We start from the raw sequence: 18,586 nt of genomic DNA on the forward strand, positions 1-18,586 counted from the left end.
CCGCGGTCACGCCGCCGACTACATCGCAGCCGATGGATTGGTGATGATGCCGCAGCCGGCGGCAGCCTTTGCGACCTCCAGGGGAACCTTCGGATCCTTGACCTGTGTCGACACGCGGATGAAGTCATCGATGGTCAGGCGGCCCGGCGTCGTGTCGCCCTCGCGCGACGCGCGCGCCGCACGGCCCAGCTGCTGCAACTGACCGATCGACAGATTGGCCTCCAGCCGATCGCCGACGCACTGCGACTGGTCGGGCTGAAAACCATAGCCCTCCAGCGAACTTGCGATCTTGGCAGACGGATTGACGCAGCCGCCAAGCAATGCGGCTGCACCGAAGACGATCGTCAGACCTGCGGTTTTCGCATGAAATGCCATGATTACGTACCTTCCCATCATCAGGTACGTCGAAACTCGCGAGGGGTTGCGAGTTTCCTGGTATCTTTGCACTATGTCTTGCGCTGTTTCGCCAGCAATATCATGCTACGCTAACGAATTCGGTCGCGGCACCTCACTCAGTCGTGCGACATCTTCCACGCACGGCGCGACCACCGGATCACATCGGCCGATCGCCCGGTGCCTGTGCGACGGGCCGCCCCCTGCGCATCTTGCCAATTTGCTCCCTGCCCGCTAAGGGCGCCACGGTCCGACGAGCGTCCCGCGCTCGCGGAGGACGGCGCCGGTCCCGGCCGACGCGCCCTTTTCGCTACCCGCGTTGAGTTGTCCCCCGCGAGTGCGCCGCCTGCGCGGATGCCGCGTTCGACGTTCGGTCGCCGCGGCGGATCGGCTAGAAGACCGCCGGAGACAACCGGCCGGCCGGAAAAACGACTGAGGACTGACCCTTATATGGCAACTGCCGCCAACCCCACCCGCGACGATTTCGCCGCGCTGCTCGACGAGACGTTCGGCGCCGCCGACAGCTTCGAAGGCCGTGTCGTCGTCGGTACCGTCACTGCGATCGAGAACGACCTGGCCGTGATCGACGTCGGCCTGAAGAGCGAAGGCCGCGTGCCGCTGCGCGAATTCGCCGCACCGGGCCAGAAGGCCGAGCTGAAGGTCGGTGACGAAGTCCATGTCTATGTCGACCGCGTCGAGAACGCGAACGGCGAAGCGATGCTGTCGCGCGACCGCGCACGCCGCGAAGCCGCCTGGGACAAGCTGGAAGGCGAATTTGCCCAGAACAACCGCGTCGAGGGCGTGATCTTCGGCCGGGTGAAGGGTGGCTTCACCGTCGACCTGTCGGGCGCTGTTGCGTTCCTGCCGGGCTCGCAGGTCGATATCCGCCCGGTCCGCGACGTGACCCCGCTGATGGACATCCCGCAGCCGTTCCAGATCCTGAAGATGGACCGCAAGCGTGGCAACATCGTCGTCAGCCGCCGCGCGGTGCTGGAAGAGACCCGCGCCGAGCAGCGTTCGGGCCTGATCCAGTCGCTGCATGAAGGTCAGATCATCGACGGCGTCGTCAAGAACATCACCGATTACGGTGCGTTCGTCGACCTGGGCGGCATCGATGGCCTGCTGCACGTCACCGACCTGTCGTACAAGCGTGTCGGCCACCCGAACGAGGTGCTGAACATCGGCGACACCGTGAAGGTGCAGATCATCCGCATCAACAAGGACACGCAGCGCATCTCGCTCGGTATGAAGCAGCTCGAGAGCGATCCGTGGGATGGCGCGAGCGCCAAGTATCCGGTCGGCGCCAAGCTGTCGGGCCGCGTCACGAACATCACCGAATATGGTGCGTTCGTCGAGCTGGAAGCCGGCATCGAGGGCCTGGTCCACGTCAGCGAAATGTCCTGGACCAAGAAGAACGTCCATCCGGGCAAGATCGTGTCGACCAGCCAGGAAGTCGAAGTCGTCGTCCTGGAAGTCGATGCCGAGAAGCGTCGCATCTCGCTCGGCCTCAAGCAGGCGCAGAACAACCCGTGGGAAGCCTTCGAGGCAGCGCACCCGGTCGGTTCGACCGTCGAGGGCGAAGTCAAGAACGCGACCGAATTCGGTCTGTTCATCGGCCTGGACAACGATGTCGACGGCATGGTCCACATGTCGGACATCGCCTGGGGCATCTCGGGTGAAGACGCGCTCAACCTGCACCGCAAGGGCGAGACGGTTCAGGCCGTCGTGCTCGCGATCGAGCCGGACAAGGAGCGTATCTCGCTCGGCATGAAGCAGCTCGAGCGTGGTGGTCCGGTCCAGGCCGGCGCCGGCGACAAGCTGAACAAGAATGCGATCGTGACCGTGACCGTGCTCGAAGTCCGCGATGCGGGCCTCGAAGTGCAGCAGGGCGACGATGGCGCGACCGGCTTCATCAAGCGCACCGACCTCGGCCGCGACCGCGACGAGCAGCGTCCGGAGCGGTTCCAGGTCGGCCAGAAGTTCGACGCGATGGTCACCGGCTTCGATCGTTCGAAGAAGCCGACCTTCTCGATCAAGGCGATGCAGATCGCCGAAGAGAAGCAGGCCGTGCAGCAGTATGGCTCGTCCGATTCGGGTGCGTCGCTGGGCGACATCCTCGGCGAGGCGCTGAAGGCGCGGAACTCCGAGACGAAGTAATCCAAGTCATTGGATCAAAACGGGGCGGTGGAGCGATCCACCGCCTTTTTTTGTGCCTGAGGATTGATGAGGATCATAACGAAGGCGTAAGAGAGTGCACGCAAGGCGGGCCGATCGTGGCTGTCGTCGTACGGGGACGCTCTTGGGGGGGCGGAATGATCCGGTCAGAATTGGTCCAGTTACTAGCGCGCGATCATTCCGATCTGACGACGCGCGATATCGAAAAGATCGTCGAGGTCTTCTTCGAACAGATCGTGTCGCGGCTGATCGCCGACGGCCGCGTGGAATTGCGTGGCTTCGGCGCCTTCTCCACCCGCGCCCGCGACGCCCGCACCGGCCGCAACCCGCGCACCGGCGAGTCGGTCGATGTCGGCGCCAAGCGGGTGCCGTATTTCAAGCCCGGCAAGGACATGCGGGGAAGGCTGAATGTGTGAGAGGCGGCGGCATGTAACGGAGTTACTTGCCGACTCGTCGAGCACCGGCCGGCGTCGCGCCTAGCGACGTCCGACGTAACGACGCGGCTTTGCCGCGGCGCGAATTTCAGCCAAGAGTTCCTGAATGAACATCAAAGCGCGCAGAGCCGTCATGCGAGTAAATCGCATGACGTCGGACGGGCTGTTGCCCGCCGGCCGGCTCGACGAAGTCCTGAACAAGCTTCGCTTGTGTCTGGCTCCGTCAGCGCTAAATCGCATGACGTCGGACAGGCTGTCGCCTGCCGGCCGGCTCGATCGAGTCTGGAACAAGCTGCGCTTGTCCCTCGCTCGATCAGCGCGCGGACGTGGCGAAATTGGTAGACGCACGGGACTTAAAATCCCTCGCCCGTACGGGTGTGCGGGTTCGAGTCCCGCCGTCCGCACCATTATCCTGGGGCTGGCCGCCACGCTTGCCCTGACGGCGTGCGAAAAGCGACCCGACGACATTCCGGTCGATGTCAGCGTCATCGGCGCTAACCGGCTGGCCGCCGATCCGCGCCGCGGCCCGATGCCCACCGGCGCCCGTGTCCTGCGCGATTCAGTGGCGCAAGGGCTGGTCCGCTTCGATGCGGCCGGCGGGATCGAACCGGGGCTGGCCGAACGCTGGATCGTCATTGACGACGGCCGCAGCATCATCTTCCGCCTGAAGGAGGCGACGTGGAGCGACGGCCGCCCGGTCGTCGCCGACGACGTCGTCCGTCAGCTCAAGCGCGCGCTTGGCAGCGGGTCGCGCAACACGCTGCTCCCCTACCTCACCGCGATCGACGAGATCGTCGCGATGACGCCGCAGGTCATCGAAGTCCGCCTGTCGCGCCCCCGCCCCGACCTGCTGAAGCTGTTCGCGCAGCCCGAACTCGGCATCACCGCGCCCGATGGCGGCGAGGGCAGCGGGCCGTTCCGCATCGCCGAGGCATCCGCGGCAAGCGTCCTGCTGCGCCCGATCGATGACCCGACCGAGGTCGCGGACGATCGCCCGGATGCACCCAAGCCGCAGGATCTGGTCCGGCTGCGTGCCGAACGTGCCTCCACTGCCATCCTGCGCTTCGCCCAGCGCCGATCGGACTTGGTCGAAGGCGGGACCTTCCTCGACTGGCCGATGATCGACCTGAGCGATGTCGCGCCCGCCAACGTCCGGCTCGATCCCGCGGCCGGCCTGTTCGGCCTGCTGGTTGCACGCCGCGACGGGTTCCTCTCGACGCGCGACAATCGCTCCGCGATCGCCTTGGCGATCGACCGCGCGGCGCTGACCGCGGCGTTCTCGGACGGATGGGCACCGACCGACACCATCCTTCCCGAAGCGCTCGATTCCACATCGCCACCGGCGCAACCGGACTGGTCGAGCGTGCCCGACAGCGAGCGGCTGGCGATGGCGCAGGCGCGGGTCGTCACCTATCGCCGGACCAGTCCCGATCCGCTGGTCCTGCGCATCGCCCTGCCCGAAGGACCCGGCGCGACGCTGTTGTATGGCCAGATCGCCGCCGCCATCGCACGGCTGGGAATCACCACCGAACGTGTGGCTATCGACGATGCCACCGCACACTTGCGCCTGATCGACCGCGTCGCGCCCTACGACAGCGCGCGCTGGTATCTCCGCGCGGCGTGCCAACCCTGCGCGTTGCCGATCGCGCGGCTGATCGCCGAAATCCGGCTGGCGCCGGACGTGGCGACACGGGCGCGGATGCTGGCGCAGGCCGACTCGGCGCTGACCGCCGATGTCGCCTTCATCCCGCTCGCCCGGCCGCTGCGCTGGTCGCTGGTCGCGCCCCGACTGCGCCAGTGGACACCGAACGCCCGCGCGTTCCACCCGTTGAACCGGCTGCGCACCGATCCCAAGTGAAGGGCATGACCCGCCCCACCCCGATGACCGCCACACCCCGCCTGTCGCTCGGCACCGACATCGCCGCCGTGCGTACCCGGATCGAAGCAATGGAGCGGCTGCTGGAGCGCAGTTTCGTCGTGCCGGGCATCAACCGCCACGTCGGGCTCGACGCCATCCTGGGGCTGATCCCGGTCGCCGGCGATCTGGTCGCGACCGCGATGGGCGCGTGGATCGTGTGGGAAGCCCGCAATCTCGGTATGTCCAAGTGGCAACTCGCGCGGATGGCCGCGAACGTCGGCTTCGACACTGTGCTGGGCGCGGTGCCGCTGGTCGGCGACGCGGCCGATTTCTTCTTCCGCTCGAACACCCGCAACTTGCGGATAATCCGCAAGCACCTCGACAAGCACCACCCCGCCGGCGCGACCCTGCAGGGATAGGCGCGCGTTCCGCTATCCGCGCCCGCCGCGCCAGATCCTGACCCGCTGCGACGGTTTTAGGCCGCCCTGGTGCGCGGGGCATGGCGCATAGGCGAAGCGCGTGTTGAGGCAGATCCACACTTCGTCCAGCCAGCCCTGCCGCGTCGCGGTGATCCGCATCATGTTTGCGGTCATGCCGCGGTTCGCGCGTGCGATCGCGGTGGCGAGCTGCCCCGCGGTCAGCCCCGGTCGACGCGACAGCGCCATCATGTCGGGATAGCGCACGCGTCCATAGAGCGCGGTCGCCCGACCGAAATACTCGCGCGGTGCCACGCCCATGCAGGTGCCGTGCTTGGCGTATTCGTGCTGGAGCAGCTGCGCCGATGGCGTCGCGCACAGGTTGCGGCGGATCTCGCCTGCATCGAGGATCGGCGCCGACGTGCAATATTGCGGCCAATCCTTGCCCTTGCCGTCGGGCCACAGGCCGTGGAGCGTGAAGCCGAAGCGGTTGCCGCTGCCGCACTGGAATTGCGAGGATGCCCGGTCGCCACTGTCGCGGCAATATTGCGGTGCCCAGGTGACGGCGAGCGTATAGCCGCCGATCGGCAGCACGCGGCGCGGCTGCTGCAAAGTCGGCAGGTCGGCGCGCGGCGCCTCGATCCGTTCGGGTACCCGACAGACATAGGCCTGGGCGGCAGCGACGCTGGGTGCGGCGACGGCGGCCAGCGTCAGCAGGATGCGCCCGATCATTCGCCGATTTCCACACGCGTGGTCTCGCCGAACCAGCCCCTGGCGTCCGGGCGGAACAGCATCCCGGCGGCAGCGATGTAGAGCAGGTTCTGGAGGATGGCGACGACGCCGATCGCCGGAGCGGTGGCGCCGCTCAGCAGGCCCAGCACGACCATCACGAGCAGGATCGCCCCCCACAGCGCGCAGGCCGCGACGATCCACTTGGCGATCACGCTGCGTTTGCGCGCAACGAAATACCACAGCGCGAGCGCGACCGCCGCACGCAACGCGATCGCGGCGTAGGACAGCATCGGACCACTGTCGCGACCGACGCTGTTGGCCAGCATCGTCGACTGCGCCGACCAACTCTGCCACGTCGACACCAGGCCGAGCAGGAACGCCACCAGATACAGAATCTCGAACTGCTGAATCGACTTCGGCCGGATCATCCCCGTCCCCTTCCCCAATTTCGCCGGTCAGCGTAGCGGATCGTTCCGGCGCCGCAATCCCGCTTCAGTCGAGGGGCGTGAAGTCCAGGCCGATGTCGGCCGCCGGTGCCGACTGGGTCAGCCGCCCGACGCTGACATAGGTCACGCCGGTTTCCGCGATCGCGCGGATGGTGTCGAGCCGGACGCCCCCGGAGGCTTCGGTCGGCACGCGTCCACCGACCAGCGTCACTGCACCACGCAGGGTCGGCACGTCCATGTTGTCGAGCAAGAGGTGCGTCGCACCCGCGGCGATGGCGGGTTCGATCTGATCGACGCGATCGACCTCGACGATGATCCGCGCGATGCCGGCTGCGACCGCGCGACCGACCGCCGCCCCGATCGACCCGGCGACCGCGACGTGGTTATCCTTGATCATCGCCGCGTCCCACAACCCCATCCGGTGGTTGGTCGCGCCGCCCATGCGGGTCGCGTACTTCTCCAGCACCCGCAGGCCCGGGATGGTTTTGCGCGTGTCGAGCAACGTCGCGCTGGTTCCGGCAATCTTGTCGACATACTGGCGCGTGAGGGTAGCGATGCCCGACAGATGCTGGGCGGTGTTGAGTGCCGACCGCTCGGCGGTCAGCATCCCGCGGGCGTTCCCCGACAGCCGCATCAGGTCGGTGCCGGCGGACACCTGCGCGCCGTCCTCGACCAGGCGCTCGATCTGCACATCGGCATCGAGGCGACGGAAGAACGCCTCGGCGATCTCCAGCCCCGCGACGGTGATCGCGTCGCGGCTGTCCATGACGCCTTCGAAGCGGGCGCCTTCGGGGATGACCGCGGTGGACGTGATATCGCCGGCATCACTGAGGTCCTCGGCGAGGGTGGCGGCGACGAAGGCGTCGAGGTCGAAGTCGGGGATCGTCACAATGCTATCCTCCGTCATCCCCGCGCAGGCGGGGATCAATAGTCGCTGAATGTGTGGCTGGAACCGATAGGTCAGCCAGAATTGATTCCCGCCTTTGCGGGGATGACGATTTGAGCGCTCAGTCCCCCTTCACCGCCGGACCCAGGTCGCCCTGCCCGACCGTCGCGCCGGCCATCGACAGCATCGCGTCCAGGCTCTTTTTGGCACGCAGCCGCAGCCCTTCCTCGATCTCGATCCTCGGTTCCAAGTCGCGTAGCGCGATGTAGAGCTTCTCCATCGTGTTCAGTGCCATGTACGGACAGATATTGCAGTTGCAGTTGCCGTCCGCGCCCGGCGCGCCGATGAAGGTTTTCTCCGGCACCGCCTTTTCCATCTGGTGGATGATGTGCGGTTCGGTCGCCACGATCAGCGTGTTGCCCGGAAAGGTCTTGGCAAATTCCAGGATGCCGCTGGTCGAACCGACGTAGTCGGCGTGATCCAGAACGTGCGGCGGGCATTCCGGGTGCGCGGCGACGGGGGCGTCCGGATGCTGGGCCTTCAGCTTCAGCAACTCGGTCTCGCTGAATGCCTCGTGCACGATGCAGACGCCCGGCCATAGCAGCATTTCGCGTCCGGTCTTGCGGCTGAGGTAGCCGCCCAGATGCTTGTCGGGACCGAAGATGATCTTCTGGTCGGCCGGGATTTGCGCGAGAATTTTTTCCGCCGACGACGACGTGACGATGACGTCGCTCAGCGCCTTCACCTCGGTCGAGCAGTTTATGTATGTCAGCGCGATGTGATCGGGGTGTTCGGCGCGAAACGCGGCGAAGCGGTCGGGCGGGCAGCTGTCCTCCAGGCTGCACCCGGCGGCCAGATCGGGCAGCACGACGATCTTGTCCGGCGACAGGATCTTGGCGGTTTCGGCCATGAACTTGACGCCGCAAAACGCGATGACGTCGGCATCCGTTGCCGCGGCCTTGCGGCTCAGATCCAGACTGTCGCCGACGAAGTCCGCAATGTCCTGAATCTCGGGCTTCTGGTAATAATGCGCCAGGATGACCGCGTTGCGCTCCTTGCGCAGCCGATCGATCTCTGCGCGGAGGTCCAGGCCCGTGAGCGAGCCGCCGATGCCGTTACGTGCGTCCATGGCCGCCAGATGGACGCATGGGGCACGCGGATCAAGCCCAGGGCGGCTTTCCGAACGCCATCGGGGCGACATCGGCACCCGGCGTGCCCGCCGTCACCGCGCGGTAGATGGCGTCGCCCACAGGCGACCGCGCGATGACTTCGGCCAGGAACAACGTCGCCACGATCGCGCCGACACCCCACCACCATGCCGGATGTACTCGTCCGCGCTTGCGAAGATCATAGACGATCCCGGCCGCAGGGAAGATCAGCCCGGCGATCACCGCCGCCTGGAACGCGACCGGGATCATGAACGGCATCGGCAGCAACCGGCCGAATCCCGGCCCCAGCAGTGCCGCCATGCCACACATATGCAGCCGGCGATGCCAGTCGGATCGACGGCGCAGCACGATCGCCGCGATCGTCAGGCCGGCAAAGGTCAGGACGCCCACCGGATTGGCGATCAGGAAATACTGTGGCTCGAAGAAGAACGGCGTCCGCCCCGCCTGCACGCGCTCGGCGGTCAGCCAGGGGCCGAGCACGATCATCGGCACCATCCAGGCGGCCGCGAACCAGCCCAGCAGGCGATGCCACCGCATCGGCCCGACGGTCGCCAGCGCCGCCTGAAGCAGATAGATCGTAACCCAGCCCATGAACACGATCGCGTGCGCATGGACCAGCGGCGGCACCGCGAAGCTGGATCGCCCCATCGCCAATTGGAAGGAAAAGCCGCCGTACACGACGGCGCACATCAAGATCGCGCTGATGAGGAAAAAACGATCGTCCGCGGACATCCTCCGCGCAGGTCGTTCAGCTACCGTGGCCATGGATCATCCCCCCGAATGACTGACGAGGGGAAGGTATCACGATCAGCGCGCGTTGCCCAATACCTGCTCGACCGTCCGCGTGCGGTCCCAGTCCTGGGCACCGACACGCTCATGGGGAAACGTCACCACGATCCGCGGATCGGCGACGCCGGCTGCCTCCAGGGGGCCGGTCAGCAATTGCGCCAGTGCGCGGCGGGCGTTGTCGCGGGCCTGGGCGATGCGTTCGGGCTTCTTCGCCTCCGCCTCGGCCGATGCCTGGGCGGCGGCGGACACGCGCTGGTCGAGCTTGTCCATCGCCCCGCGCGTCACGAACAGGCCGCGCGTCTCGCTGAGCGTCCGGCGCGCCTCATCGACGTTCACCGCACCCAGCGTGATGTCGGGCGCGTCGATCACCAGCGTGCGCGTGTCGGGATCGTAGCGATAATCGCGCTCGCGCAGGCGCGACACGTCGACAAAATAATCGACCGAGAACGGCGCTTTCACCACCCGGTCGCTGGTCAGGACCCCGGCCAGCCGCGTATCGGATGCAGTCGCCTGGACGTTGCCGCTCAGCGCCCCGACCTTCAGGCTCGACGCAGGGGTAAAGGTCGCGCGAACGACCTTCGTCACGGCACTGCCGTCGTCCTTGCGCTCGACGACATAGCTGTCGGACACCCGGTCGTAGAGTGCCTTGCCGACGAACGCCGCAACGATCATCAAGGCCAGCGCAAGCACGGCCCCGATCAATTGCTTCGGGCTCAGGCGATCGCCCATCGGCCGCCCTCCTTGCCGGTCACGAGCCCGCGGCGGCGCAGGTCGAACAGATGCGCGAGCACCGATCGCTCGGCGGCCGGATGCAAGCGCGGATCGATGCCCGAATACATCGCCTGAACCATCGCGACCGTGTCGCTCGGCGCACGCCCCAGCAGCCGCAGGATCGCGCCCTCGCGGCTCTTGCGGTGGCCCATCATCCCGCGGACCAGCCGCTGCGGGTTCGTCACCGGATCGCCGTGGCCGGGGTAGTAGATCCGATCGTCGCGACCGAGCAGTTTGTCGAGGCTCGCCATGTAATCGCCCATGTCGCCATCGGGCGGCGAGACGATGCTGGTCGACCAGCCCATCACATGATCGCCGCTGAACAGCGCCTTCGTTTCAGCCAGCGCGAAGCAGAGGTGGTTGGAAGTGTGGCCCGGCGTCGCAACCGCGCGAAGCGTCCAGCCGTCGCCCGACACATCCTCTCCGTCCGCCAGCACGCGGTCGGGGACATAGTCGTGGTCGAACGACGCATCCGCGCGCGGGGCGCCGTCGTCGGCAAGCGCCAGCGGCGCGCAGCCGACGATCGGCGCACCGGTCGCCGCCTTCAGGTCGCGCGCAAGCGGGCTGTGGTCGCGGTGGGTGTGGGTGACCAGGATCGCCCGGAGCGGTCGCGCACCGATCGCGGCCAGCAGCGACGCCAGGTGCTCGCCGTCGCCCGCCGAGCCGGGGTCGATCACAGCGACGTCGGTCGTGCCGACGATGTAGCTCTGCGTGCCGTCCTTGGTGAACGCCGATGGATTGTTCGCGGTCAGGCGCACGATGCCGGATTCGAGCTCGTCGGGCGCTGCGGTCATGCCGGTGCAGATGGCGGTTGCCGGCGGTCGGGGCAAGCTCTGGCAATCGGCGCGATGCGTAATGGATGCGAAAACGGGGCCGACGTACGCGATACGCCGGCCCCGCCCTGTCCGCGTAGCTACCGCCGGGAGCAACCCTCCCAAGCTGCGTGTCCCGATCAGGGGCCTGATCCAGCCCGACGGCAGCGTGTGCTCGCGGTCAGTCCTTCTTGGCGTCGAGTTCGCGGATCGCGTCGTTGATTCCGTCGAGCGCCTTGGCCTTCGCATCGGGGGACATCGACGCGTTACCTTCGATAGTGCGCTTCGCCATCTGCAGACTGGCGAGTGCCGACGCCTCGGCCGAGCGCTGGATGAAGAGCGTATTGCCGTGGATGCGCATCGCCTCGCCATTGGCGCGCATCGCGGCACGGTTGGCCGCCATCGCCTCGCGCTGCGCCTTCATCGCGCCGCTCTGGGCGACGCTGGCCATGCGCTCGATCCGATTGGTGCAGATGATCGTGACCTGCTTGTCGCCGTCCTTGCGGTTGATGACGGTCGAGCCCGGCCCTTCGCCGTCGCTACAATTGCGCGAGGTGACCTGAGGCATATTCTTCAGCTCGGCGCGCATCCGTTCCATCTGCGCGCGCATCTCGGGCGGCATGTCGCCGTCCTTGCCGGTCCACACGAACGGCTTGCCGTCCTTGGTGCGGATCGTGAAAACGCCCCGCGGTTCGCCACGATCGGCGAGCAGCGACGCGTCGTCACCCTCGCCGCTATATTCGCGCACGGCGCCGTCCTTGTCGCGGGTCACGATGTGGACACGCTTCCTGCTCGTCCCGTCGAGCTTTTCCGGCGGCAGCGGCGGCGTCGGCAGAGCCTGCGGTGCGGGTGACGTCTGGGAAGCGGCCTGGGTCGGCAGTGCCGGCAGCGGCGGCAGTTCGATGCTGGCGAGGTCGACGCCGGTCGCATCCTCCACCTTCGTGCGCACCGTCTCGGTCGCGTGCGTACCCGATGCGGTCATCGCCATCCCCGTCAGCAGGATCGCGCCGATCGCGCTGCCCCCGGCCAGCCGCTTGCGGGCAGTGATCTTCTCGTGCCTGGTCAACATCTTCAACCTCCCTTTGAGTTCGTTGATCGTGTGCAGGTGGCAGGCGGCCGATACCGCTCCGCCATGCGCGGACTTGACGATGGCGCGGCCATAGGCGGCGCGCAGTTCGCGGGCGCGACCGGCGAGGACGAGCGCGTCGCACGCCATTTCCTGGTCGGCGCGAAAGGCGCGGAACGCCCGCCAGGCGACCGGATTGAACCAGTGGAGCGCCAGCATGGCGAGCGCGACCCAGTTGGCGATCAGGTCGCCGCGGGCGTGATGGCCCAGCTCGTGCGCCAGGGCGAGGTCGCGCTCCAGCGGGTCGTAGCGTTCGGCGAAATCACGCGGGAAGGCGACGAACTTGCGCAACACCCCGAACGCGAGCGGGCCCGCAGCAGCGTCGGTTTCGATCACACGGACGTTGCCTGCCGCGACGATTGCGCTGCGGCGCGCGGTTCGCTGCACGCGGGCACAAAACCGGCTGTGCGCGATCAGGTGGTAGAGTGCGAAGCCGATCGCACCGGCGATCCACAGACCGAGCATCACTGTCGGCCAGCCGATCCCGCTCGCCGGTTCCGCCGGCAACGTCGCCACGGGCGTACCGAGATAGAGGATGATATCCTCCGGCACCGGCATCGTCGGCAACGCACTGCCGCGCCAGGCTTCGGGCAGTGGCGGCAGGATCATGCGCAAAACGGGGATCGCCCACAGCGCATAAGCCACTTGCGGACCGACGCTGCGGCGCACAGGTGTGCGGATTGCGAGAACCAGCACCATCAGGAGCGTTGTCGCGACCAGCGTCTCCACGGCCCAGACGATCACGCCTTCAGCTCCTTCAGCAGAGCCTCGATCTCGGCGATGTCCTGCGCGGTCAGTTCGTCCTGGTCGGCGAGATGCGCGACCAGCGGGGTCAGCTTGCCGCCGAACAGCCGGTCCATCAGCCGGCGCGACTCGCCGGTGACGTAGACGTCGCGCGCGACTTCAGGGCGGTAGAGGTAGCGGCGGCCGTCTTCCTGGTGGCTGACGACGTTCTTCGCGAGCAGGCGGCCGAGCAAGGTCTTGACCGTATTCGCGCTCCACCCGCGATCGGGCGCGACGCGTTCGGCGACATCCTGAGCGCTGAGCGGCGATTCGTCCCACAGGACTTCCATCACGGCATGTTCGGCATCGCTGATACGTTCTGTCACGACCTGTCGCTCCCTCAACCGACTACGCCTGTAATCGATTTGATTACGTCTGTAGTCAAGGGGCTGAACGGCGGATGAATGGTCGGCGAGGCGAAAAGAGCTCGATCAGTTCTGAATGCGTCGGTTTTTCTTACAGCCCGCACAGGTGGTTAAGAGCTGCCAACCATCGCGCGGCGCTGAAAAGCCGGGTTGCGGCGTTCTGGCACACGCTCTGCATCATGGAAGACAGCCGAGCGTTCGACGCTTCAGCAGGGCGGGTTCGTCATCTTCCCCCACGGTCTCCACCGCGACGACCCGCCCGCACCCGGCTCTTCAAATCCCCCCGCGCCACCCATACGTGCCGAGCTTGTCGAAGCACTGTCTTTCTTCGAACCGCGAACCGTTCCGTACGAAGAATGGCAGCCGTTCGACCAGCTTAAGGGCAAACAGGTGAAGGCCCCCGGAAACGACAGCGGGCCCGACATCCGGAAAGATGCCGAGCCCGCCCGAAACGCTACGATTCGCGCCGACTTACGCGGCGTGCGCGACGCCCTTGTCTTCGAGCAGCCCCTTCAGCTCGCCGCTCTCGTACATCTCCATCATGATGTCCGAACCGCCGACGAATTCGCCCTTCACGTAAAGCTGCGGGATCGTCGGCCAGTCGCTGAACTGCTTTATGCCCTGCCGGACCTCCTGGTCCTGCAGAACGTCGACCGAATCGAATTCGACGCCCAGGTGCTGGAGGATCGCGATGGCGCGGCTGGAGAAGCCGCACTGCGGGAACATCGGCGTGCCCTTCATGAACAGCAGCACGTCCGATCCGTTCACGAGATCGCCGATGCGGGCCTGGGTCTGGTCGGTCATTGCTCTACTCCTAAGGGTCTGTACTCAGTCAGGACGGGGATCGTGATCGCCCGCACGAAGGCGCTGGCAAGGAGCGCAGCGCAGCAGGTAGCGGCGCTACCTGCAAGCAAGGGACGCCGTCCAGCGCCTTCGTGCGGGCGCCCGCGAAGCGGCGGGCCGATTTCGGCGCAGGGCTGCGTCGCTCGTCAGTCATGATCCAATGGCATCGCTCCGCTCCTCGCTTCTTGCCCTGAACCAGAACCGGCTCCGTCACGACCCCGTCCTGACTGAGTAAAGACCCTATGGAACGGCAGTGGTGAGTTGCAGCGCGTGGAGCACGCCCCCCATCCGCTCGCCGAGCGCGGCATACACGGCGCGCTGTTGCTGAAGCCGGGACTTGCCCCTGAAACTCTCGGCCGTCACGCGCGCGGCATAATGATCGCCGTCGCCGGCCAGATCGGTGATCTCGACGGTCGCGTCGGGGATGCCGGCACGGATCAGCGTCTCGATGTCTTCGGCGGCCATCGGCATGACGGTTACATCGACTCCAGCAACTGGCGGCGCGCCTCGACCAGCGCGTCTTCCAGCGCCTTGCGGACGCGCGCTTCGTCGACGTCATCGACGGCAGCAGCCGTCAGGTCGCCGACGACCTTGCGGATGACGTCCTCGTCACCGGCTTCCTCGAAATCGGCTTGGACGACGGCCTTGGCATAGGCGTCGGTTTCTTCCGGAGTCAGGCCCATCTTTTCGGCGGCCCACTGACCGACCAGCCGGTTGCGGCGAGCGATGACGCGAAACGTCATTTCCTCGTCCCGCGCGAATTTCGCTTCGAAAGCGCGTTCCCGGTCGTCGAACGTCGTCATGCATCGCCCCTTGCTGTCTTGGTGGCCGAGATAGGGCGGCGGCGGGGGGAGCGCAACGGTTCGCCCGATGACAGCACCCGCGCCCGCTGGTAGGCGTGGGCTTCCATTGGAGAGACCATCATGGCCGTTGTTTCGATTCTCGTGTTCGCTCTTGCCCAGGCGACCATGCCAGCCGCCCCGACGGCGCCGCCCGCCCCTTCGGCCGCACCCGCCGGAGCGCAGGCGATCCAGACGGCATCGCAGGCCTTTTCCGCCTGTATCGGCCCTAAGGCCGCGGCGGTGCCCGCAACAATGACGCCCGAGCAGGGCGCCGACAGCGCGCTGGCCGCCTGCAAGCCCCAGGAAACCGCGCTGCGCGGCGCGGTCGAAGCGATGCTCGTCACGGTCCCGGCCGAGTACCAGGCAATGGGCCGCAAGCAGCTCGAGGACGGCATGGCCCAGGCCCGCACGCAGATCGCCGAAGCGATCCGCCAGAAGCGTGCGGCACCGGCGACTCCGGCAGCGCCCGCGACTCCGGCGAAGTAAGGACTAACCTAACCCCGTTCGTGCTGAGCCTGTCGAAGCACTGCCTTTCTCTTCGTGCCGCAATTCATCAAGTACGCAGAAGAGCAGCCCTTCGACAAGCTCACGGCGAACGGGGTGAGGGAAGCAACTGACCAAGCCTGTCATTGTGCTCCGGAGCACCCGAGCATCCGCGGGGTCAGCCCCCGACCTCGACCACCAGCTTCCCGATCGCGCCGCGCGCCGCCATCTTGGCGATCGCCTGGCCGCCATCGGCAAAGGCAAACCGCTCGGTCACGCGCGGGGCGATCCTCCCCGCGGCCCAAAGCTCGAACAGCGTCGCGACATGCGCCGCGTTCGCTTGCGGATCGCGCGCGGCAAACGCGCCCCAGAACACGCCGCACACGTCGCAGCTCTTGAGCAGGGTGAGGTTGAGCGGCAGCTTCGGGATACCCGCGGGGAAGCCGACGACCAGATAGCGGCCTTCCCACGCTATCGATCGCAGTGCCGGTTCGGCATAGTCGCCGCCGACAGGATCGTAGATCACGTCGAAGCCGCCCTTGCTGCCTGCGGCCTTGAACTGCTCGGCCAGCGCCTTCGACTGGTCCTTGTCGAACGGCGCGCGGCCATAGACGATCGTCTCGTCCGCGCCCGCACTCCGCGCGGCCGCTGCCTTTTCGTCCGACGACACCGCCGCGACGACGCGAGCACCATAGGCCTTGCCCAGCTCGATCGCCGCCAGCCCGACACCGCCCGCCGCGCCCAGTACAAGCAGCGACTGGCCTGCCTGCAACCGCCCGCGATCGAGCAACGCATGGATCGTGGTCGCATAGGTCAGCAGTAGCCCTGCCCCGTCCGCGAAGTCCCGCCCCTCCGGTAGCCGATACAGCGCACCTGCCGGGACCGCGACCTTTTCGCTCAGGCCGCCGTGGCCGATCACCGCGACGACACGGTCGCCCGGCGACCAGCCCGTCACGCCATCGCCGACGCTCTCGATCACCCCGGCGATCTCGCCGCCCGGTGCGAAGGGACGTTGCGGCTTGAACTGGTATTTGTCCTCGATGATCAGGACGTCGGGATAGTTGATCGCGCAGGCATGAACGGCAACGACGACCTGGCCTGCGCCCGCGACAGGATCGGGCAGGTCCGACAATTTCAGTGTTTCGGGTCCGCCGATGGCCTCAGACAGCAACGCCTTCATGTCTAGCTCTCCCGCTGATCCACGGGCGATGCTCGGCGTCCGCGGATTCGAATTTCGAAATCGCGGTATCTTGTGCCAGCGTCAGGCCGATTTCGTCCAGCCCCTGCATCAGACAATCGCGGCGGAACGGGTCCAGCGCGAAGTCGAAGCGGTCCTGATAGCTCGTCGTGACGGTCATCGTCTCCAGGTCGACGGTCACCTCGCCATCCTGCGCGGCCTCGACCAGCCGATCGACCGCCGCCTGCGACAGTACGACGGGCACGATGCCGTTCTTGAACGCGTTGCCCGAGAAGATGTCGGAGAAGCTCGGCGCGATCACCGCCCGGATACCCAGATCGGCGAGCGCCCAGGCGGCGTGCTCACGACTCGACCCGCAGCCGAAATTGTCGCCGGCGATCAGCACCGGGCCGCCGGCGTAGCGCGGGTCGTCGAAGACATTGCCCTCGACCGCGCGGACCGTCTCGAACGCCCCCTTGCCCAGCCCGTCGCGCGTCGTGGTCTTCAGCCAGTGCGCCGGGATGATGATGTCGGTGTCGATGTTCTTCGCACCCCACGGGTAGGCGCGGCCCGAAACCTGCGTGATCGGATCAGCCATCGGACGCTCCCACCAAGTCACGGCCCATCAGATCGCGGACATCGGCCAGACGCCCGGTCACCGCCGCCGCCGCCGCCATCGCGGGACTGAGCAGGTGGGTGCGCGCGCCCGGCCCCTGCCGCCCGACGAAGTTGCGGTTGCTCGTCGACGCGCAGCGCTCGCCCGGCGGCACCTTGTCGGGGTTCATCGCCAGGCACATCGAACAGCCCGGCTCACGCCACTCGAAACCGGCCTCGGTAAAGACGCGATCGAGCCCCTCGCGCTCGGCCTGGCGTTTGACCAGCCCCGATCCAGGCACGACCAGCGCGCGCACGCCATCCGCGACGTGCCGCCCACTGGCGACCGCGGCAGCAGCGCGAAGGTCCTCGATCCGGCTGTTGGTGCAACTGCCGATGAAGACATTTTGTACGGCAACGTCCTGCATCCGCGTGCCGGGCTCCAACCCCATATAGTCGAGCGACTTGCGCGCGGCGACGCGCTTTGATGGGTCGGCGAAGCTGTCGGGATCGGGGACGCTGCCGGTGATCGGCACGACGTCCTCGGGGCTCGTCCCCCACGTCAGCGACGGTGCGATGTCGGTCGCGTCCAGCTTTACGACGGCGTCATAGGCCGCCGCAGGATCGCTCGGCAGCGTCCGCCAATAGGCGACGGCCTTGCCCCAGCTATCGCCATCCGGCGCCATCGGCCGGCCCTTGAGATACGCAAAGGTCGTCTCGTCGGGCGCGACCAGCCCGGCGCGCGCGCCGCCCTCGATCGACATGTTGCTGACGGTTAGCCGCCCCTCGACCGACATCGCGCGGATCACCTCGCCGGTATATTCGACGACATAGCCCGTCCCGCCCGCCGCACCGATGCGGCCGATGATCGCCAGTACCACATCCTTCGGACTGACCCCGAAGCCGAGCGATCCGTCGACGCGGATTTCCATCGTCTTCGACTGTTTCAGCAGCAACGTCTGCGTCGCCAGCACATGCTCGACCTCCGACGTACCGATCCCGAACGCCAACGCGCCGAGCGCCCCGTGCGCGGACGTGTGGCTGTCACCGCACACCAGCGTCGTGCCCGGCAGCGTGAAGCCCTGTTCCGGCCCGACGACATGGACGATGCCCTGTTCGGCCGCGAGCGCGTCGATGTAGGGCACACCGAAGTCGGCGACGTTCTGGCGCAGCGCGGCCAATTGCTTGGCGCTTTCCGGGTCCGCGATCGGCGAAGCACGACCTGCGGCATCGACGCGCGGGCTGGTCGGCAGATTGTGGTCCGGCACTGCCAGCGTCAGGTCCGGCCGGCGCACGCGGCGCCCAGCGGCCTTTAGGCCGGCAAACGCCTGCGGGCTGGTGACCTCATGAACGAGGTGCCGGTCGATGTAGATCAGGCACGTCCCGTCGTCGCGGCGTTCGACGACGTGGTCAGCCCAGATCTTTTCGTAGAGCGTGAGGGGTCTGCTGGCCATGATGGGTGGCGGCGTTAGACAAATGATATGCAGATGCA

At 66.9% G+C, this 18,586-nt stretch carries 21 protein-coding genes and 1 tRNA gene; 6 read left to right on the plus strand and 16 right to left on the minus strand.

The window, feature by feature from the left end; all coding sequences use genetic code 11:
• Positions 1-18: 18 nt before the first annotated feature.
• Entirely contained in the window at positions 19-375 is a 357-nt protein-coding gene (locus tag ASE86_RS10830) for a hypothetical protein (protein ID WP_056425818.1), read from the minus strand.
• Positions 376-843: 468 nt separating this feature from the next.
• Here ASE86_RS10830 and rpsA point away from each other — a divergent pair, with 468 nt between their 5' ends.
• The 5 genes from rpsA (at position 844) to ASE86_RS10855 (ending at position 5,279) form a co-directional block, all read left to right on the plus strand.
• The gene (gene rpsA, locus ASE86_RS10835; protein WP_056425821.1) at positions 844-2,550 is read left to right on the plus strand and encodes a 30S ribosomal protein S1; all 1,707 of its coding nucleotides are present in this window, start codon (positions 844-846) and stop codon (positions 2,548-2,550) included.
• Positions 2,551-2,705: 155 nt separating this feature from the next.
• A complete protein-coding gene (locus tag ASE86_RS10840; RefSeq protein WP_056425824.1) occupies positions 2,706-2,984 on the plus strand; it encodes an integration host factor subunit beta in 279 nt (92 codons plus the stop codon).
• 338 nt (positions 2,985-3,322) lie between these two features.
• Positions 3,323-3,409: transfer RNA gene (locus ASE86_RS10845), tRNA-Leu, on the plus strand.
• A gap of 122 nt (positions 3,410-3,531) precedes the next feature.
• Positions 3,532-4,860, plus strand: coding sequence for an ABC transporter substrate-binding protein (locus ASE86_RS10850; protein WP_235524043.1), 1,329 nt, complete (start codon positions 3,532-3,534; stop codon positions 4,858-4,860).
• Positions 4,861-4,865: 5 nt separating this feature from the next.
• Positions 4,866-5,279, plus strand: a complete 414-nt coding sequence (locus tag ASE86_RS10855) for a DUF4112 domain-containing protein (RefSeq protein ID WP_056427033.1) — start codon at positions 4,866-4,868, stop codon at positions 5,277-5,279.
• A 12-nt stretch (positions 5,280-5,291) separates the two neighbouring features.
• Here the strand turns inward: ASE86_RS10855 and ASE86_RS10860 are convergent, their stop codons facing one another.
• The 12 genes from ASE86_RS10860 to ASE86_RS10915 all read right to left on the minus strand — a co-directional run bounded on the left by ASE86_RS10860 (position 5,292) and on the right by ASE86_RS10915 (position 14,801).
• A complete protein-coding gene (locus ASE86_RS10860; RefSeq protein WP_056425827.1) occupies positions 5,292-6,008 on the minus strand; it encodes a ribonuclease T2 family protein in 717 nt (238 codons plus the stop codon).
• Positions 6,005-6,436, minus strand: a complete 432-nt coding sequence (locus ASE86_RS10865) for a hypothetical protein (protein ID WP_056425832.1) — start codon at positions 6,434-6,436, stop codon at positions 6,005-6,007. The genes ASE86_RS10860 and ASE86_RS10865 overlap by 4 nt, the downstream gene beginning before the upstream one ends.
• A gap of 64 nt (positions 6,437-6,500) precedes the next feature.
• On the minus strand, positions 6,501-7,343 hold the full coding sequence (gene nadC / locus ASE86_RS10870) for a carboxylating nicotinate-nucleotide diphosphorylase (RefSeq protein WP_235524044.1): 843 nt from the start codon (positions 7,341-7,343) through the stop codon (positions 6,501-6,503).
• A 118-nt stretch (positions 7,344-7,461) separates the two neighbouring features.
• Positions 7,462-8,469: a quinolinate synthase NadA gene (gene nadA / locus ASE86_RS10875; RefSeq protein WP_056425837.1), complete on the minus strand. Its 1,008-nt coding sequence runs from the start codon at positions 8,467-8,469 to the stop codon at positions 7,462-7,464.
• 31 nt (positions 8,470-8,500) lie between these two features.
• Complete coding sequence (locus tag ASE86_RS10880; RefSeq protein WP_056425839.1) at positions 8,501-9,241, minus strand: hypothetical protein; 741 nt, start codon at positions 9,239-9,241, stop codon at positions 8,501-8,503.
• Positions 9,242-9,316: 75 nt separating this feature from the next.
• Positions 9,317-10,027, minus strand: coding sequence for a DUF4230 domain-containing protein (locus ASE86_RS10885; protein ID WP_056425841.1), 711 nt, complete (start codon positions 10,025-10,027; stop codon positions 9,317-9,319).
• A complete protein-coding gene (locus tag ASE86_RS10890) occupies positions 10,012-10,863 on the minus strand; it encodes an MBL fold metallo-hydrolase (protein ID WP_056425844.1) in 852 nt (283 codons plus the stop codon). The genes ASE86_RS10885 and ASE86_RS10890 overlap by 16 nt, the downstream gene beginning before the upstream one ends.
• Before the next feature lie 199 nt (positions 10,864-11,062).
• A complete protein-coding gene (locus tag ASE86_RS10895; RefSeq protein WP_056425848.1) occupies positions 11,063-12,751 on the minus strand; it encodes a M56 family metallopeptidase in 1,689 nt (562 codons plus the stop codon).
• The gene (locus ASE86_RS10900) at positions 12,748-13,116 is read right to left on the minus strand and encodes a BlaI/MecI/CopY family transcriptional regulator (RefSeq protein ID WP_056425851.1); all 369 of its coding nucleotides are present in this window, start codon (positions 13,114-13,116) and stop codon (positions 12,748-12,750) included. Before ASE86_RS10900 ends, ASE86_RS10895 begins: the two co-directional genes overlap by 4 nt.
• Before the next feature lie 510 nt (positions 13,117-13,626).
• Entirely contained in the window at positions 13,627-13,959 is a 333-nt protein-coding gene (gene grxD, locus ASE86_RS10905; RefSeq protein ID WP_056425853.1) for a Grx4 family monothiol glutaredoxin, read from the minus strand.
• Between the two features lie 279 nt (positions 13,960-14,238).
• A complete protein-coding gene (locus tag ASE86_RS10910) occupies positions 14,239-14,469 on the minus strand; it encodes a BolA/IbaG family iron-sulfur metabolism protein (RefSeq protein ID WP_056425856.1) in 231 nt (76 codons plus the stop codon).
• Positions 14,470-14,474: 5 nt separating this feature from the next.
• Positions 14,475-14,801, minus strand: coding sequence for a DUF1476 domain-containing protein (locus tag ASE86_RS10915; RefSeq protein WP_056425859.1), 327 nt, complete (start codon positions 14,799-14,801; stop codon positions 14,475-14,477).
• A gap of 120 nt (positions 14,802-14,921) precedes the next feature.
• Here ASE86_RS10915 and ASE86_RS16010 point away from each other — a divergent pair, with 120 nt between their 5' ends.
• Positions 14,922-15,326, plus strand: a complete 405-nt coding sequence (locus ASE86_RS16010; protein WP_156347099.1) for a hypothetical protein — start codon at positions 14,922-14,924, stop codon at positions 15,324-15,326.
• Between the two features lie 175 nt (positions 15,327-15,501).
• Here ASE86_RS16010 and ASE86_RS10925 read toward each other — a convergent pair whose 3' ends face one another.
• The 3 genes from ASE86_RS10925 to leuC are packed head-to-tail and all read right to left on the minus strand — an operon-like array spanning position 15,502 to position 18,548.
• Positions 15,502-16,503 carry an NADPH:quinone oxidoreductase family protein gene (locus ASE86_RS10925; protein WP_200911504.1) on the minus strand — a complete coding sequence of 334 codons (1,002 nt, stop codon included), beginning with the start codon at positions 16,501-16,503 and terminating at the stop codon, positions 15,502-15,504.
• Positions 16,484-17,098, minus strand: a complete 615-nt coding sequence (gene leuD, locus ASE86_RS10930; RefSeq protein ID WP_056425865.1) for a 3-isopropylmalate dehydratase small subunit — start codon at positions 17,096-17,098, stop codon at positions 16,484-16,486. Before leuD ends, ASE86_RS10925 begins: the two co-directional genes overlap by 20 nt.
• Positions 17,091-18,548 (minus strand): 3-isopropylmalate dehydratase large subunit, encoded by a 1,458-nt coding sequence (gene leuC, locus ASE86_RS10935; RefSeq protein WP_056425868.1) that lies wholly within the window; start codon positions 18,546-18,548, stop codon positions 17,091-17,093. Before leuC ends, leuD begins: the two co-directional genes overlap by 8 nt.
• Between the last annotated feature and the right edge of the window lie 38 nt (positions 18,549-18,586).

The sequence above is a fragment of the Sphingomonas sp. Leaf33 genome, from assembly GCF_001421785.1.
Lineage (GTDB): Bacteria > Pseudomonadota > Alphaproteobacteria > Sphingomonadales > Sphingomonadaceae > Sphingomonas.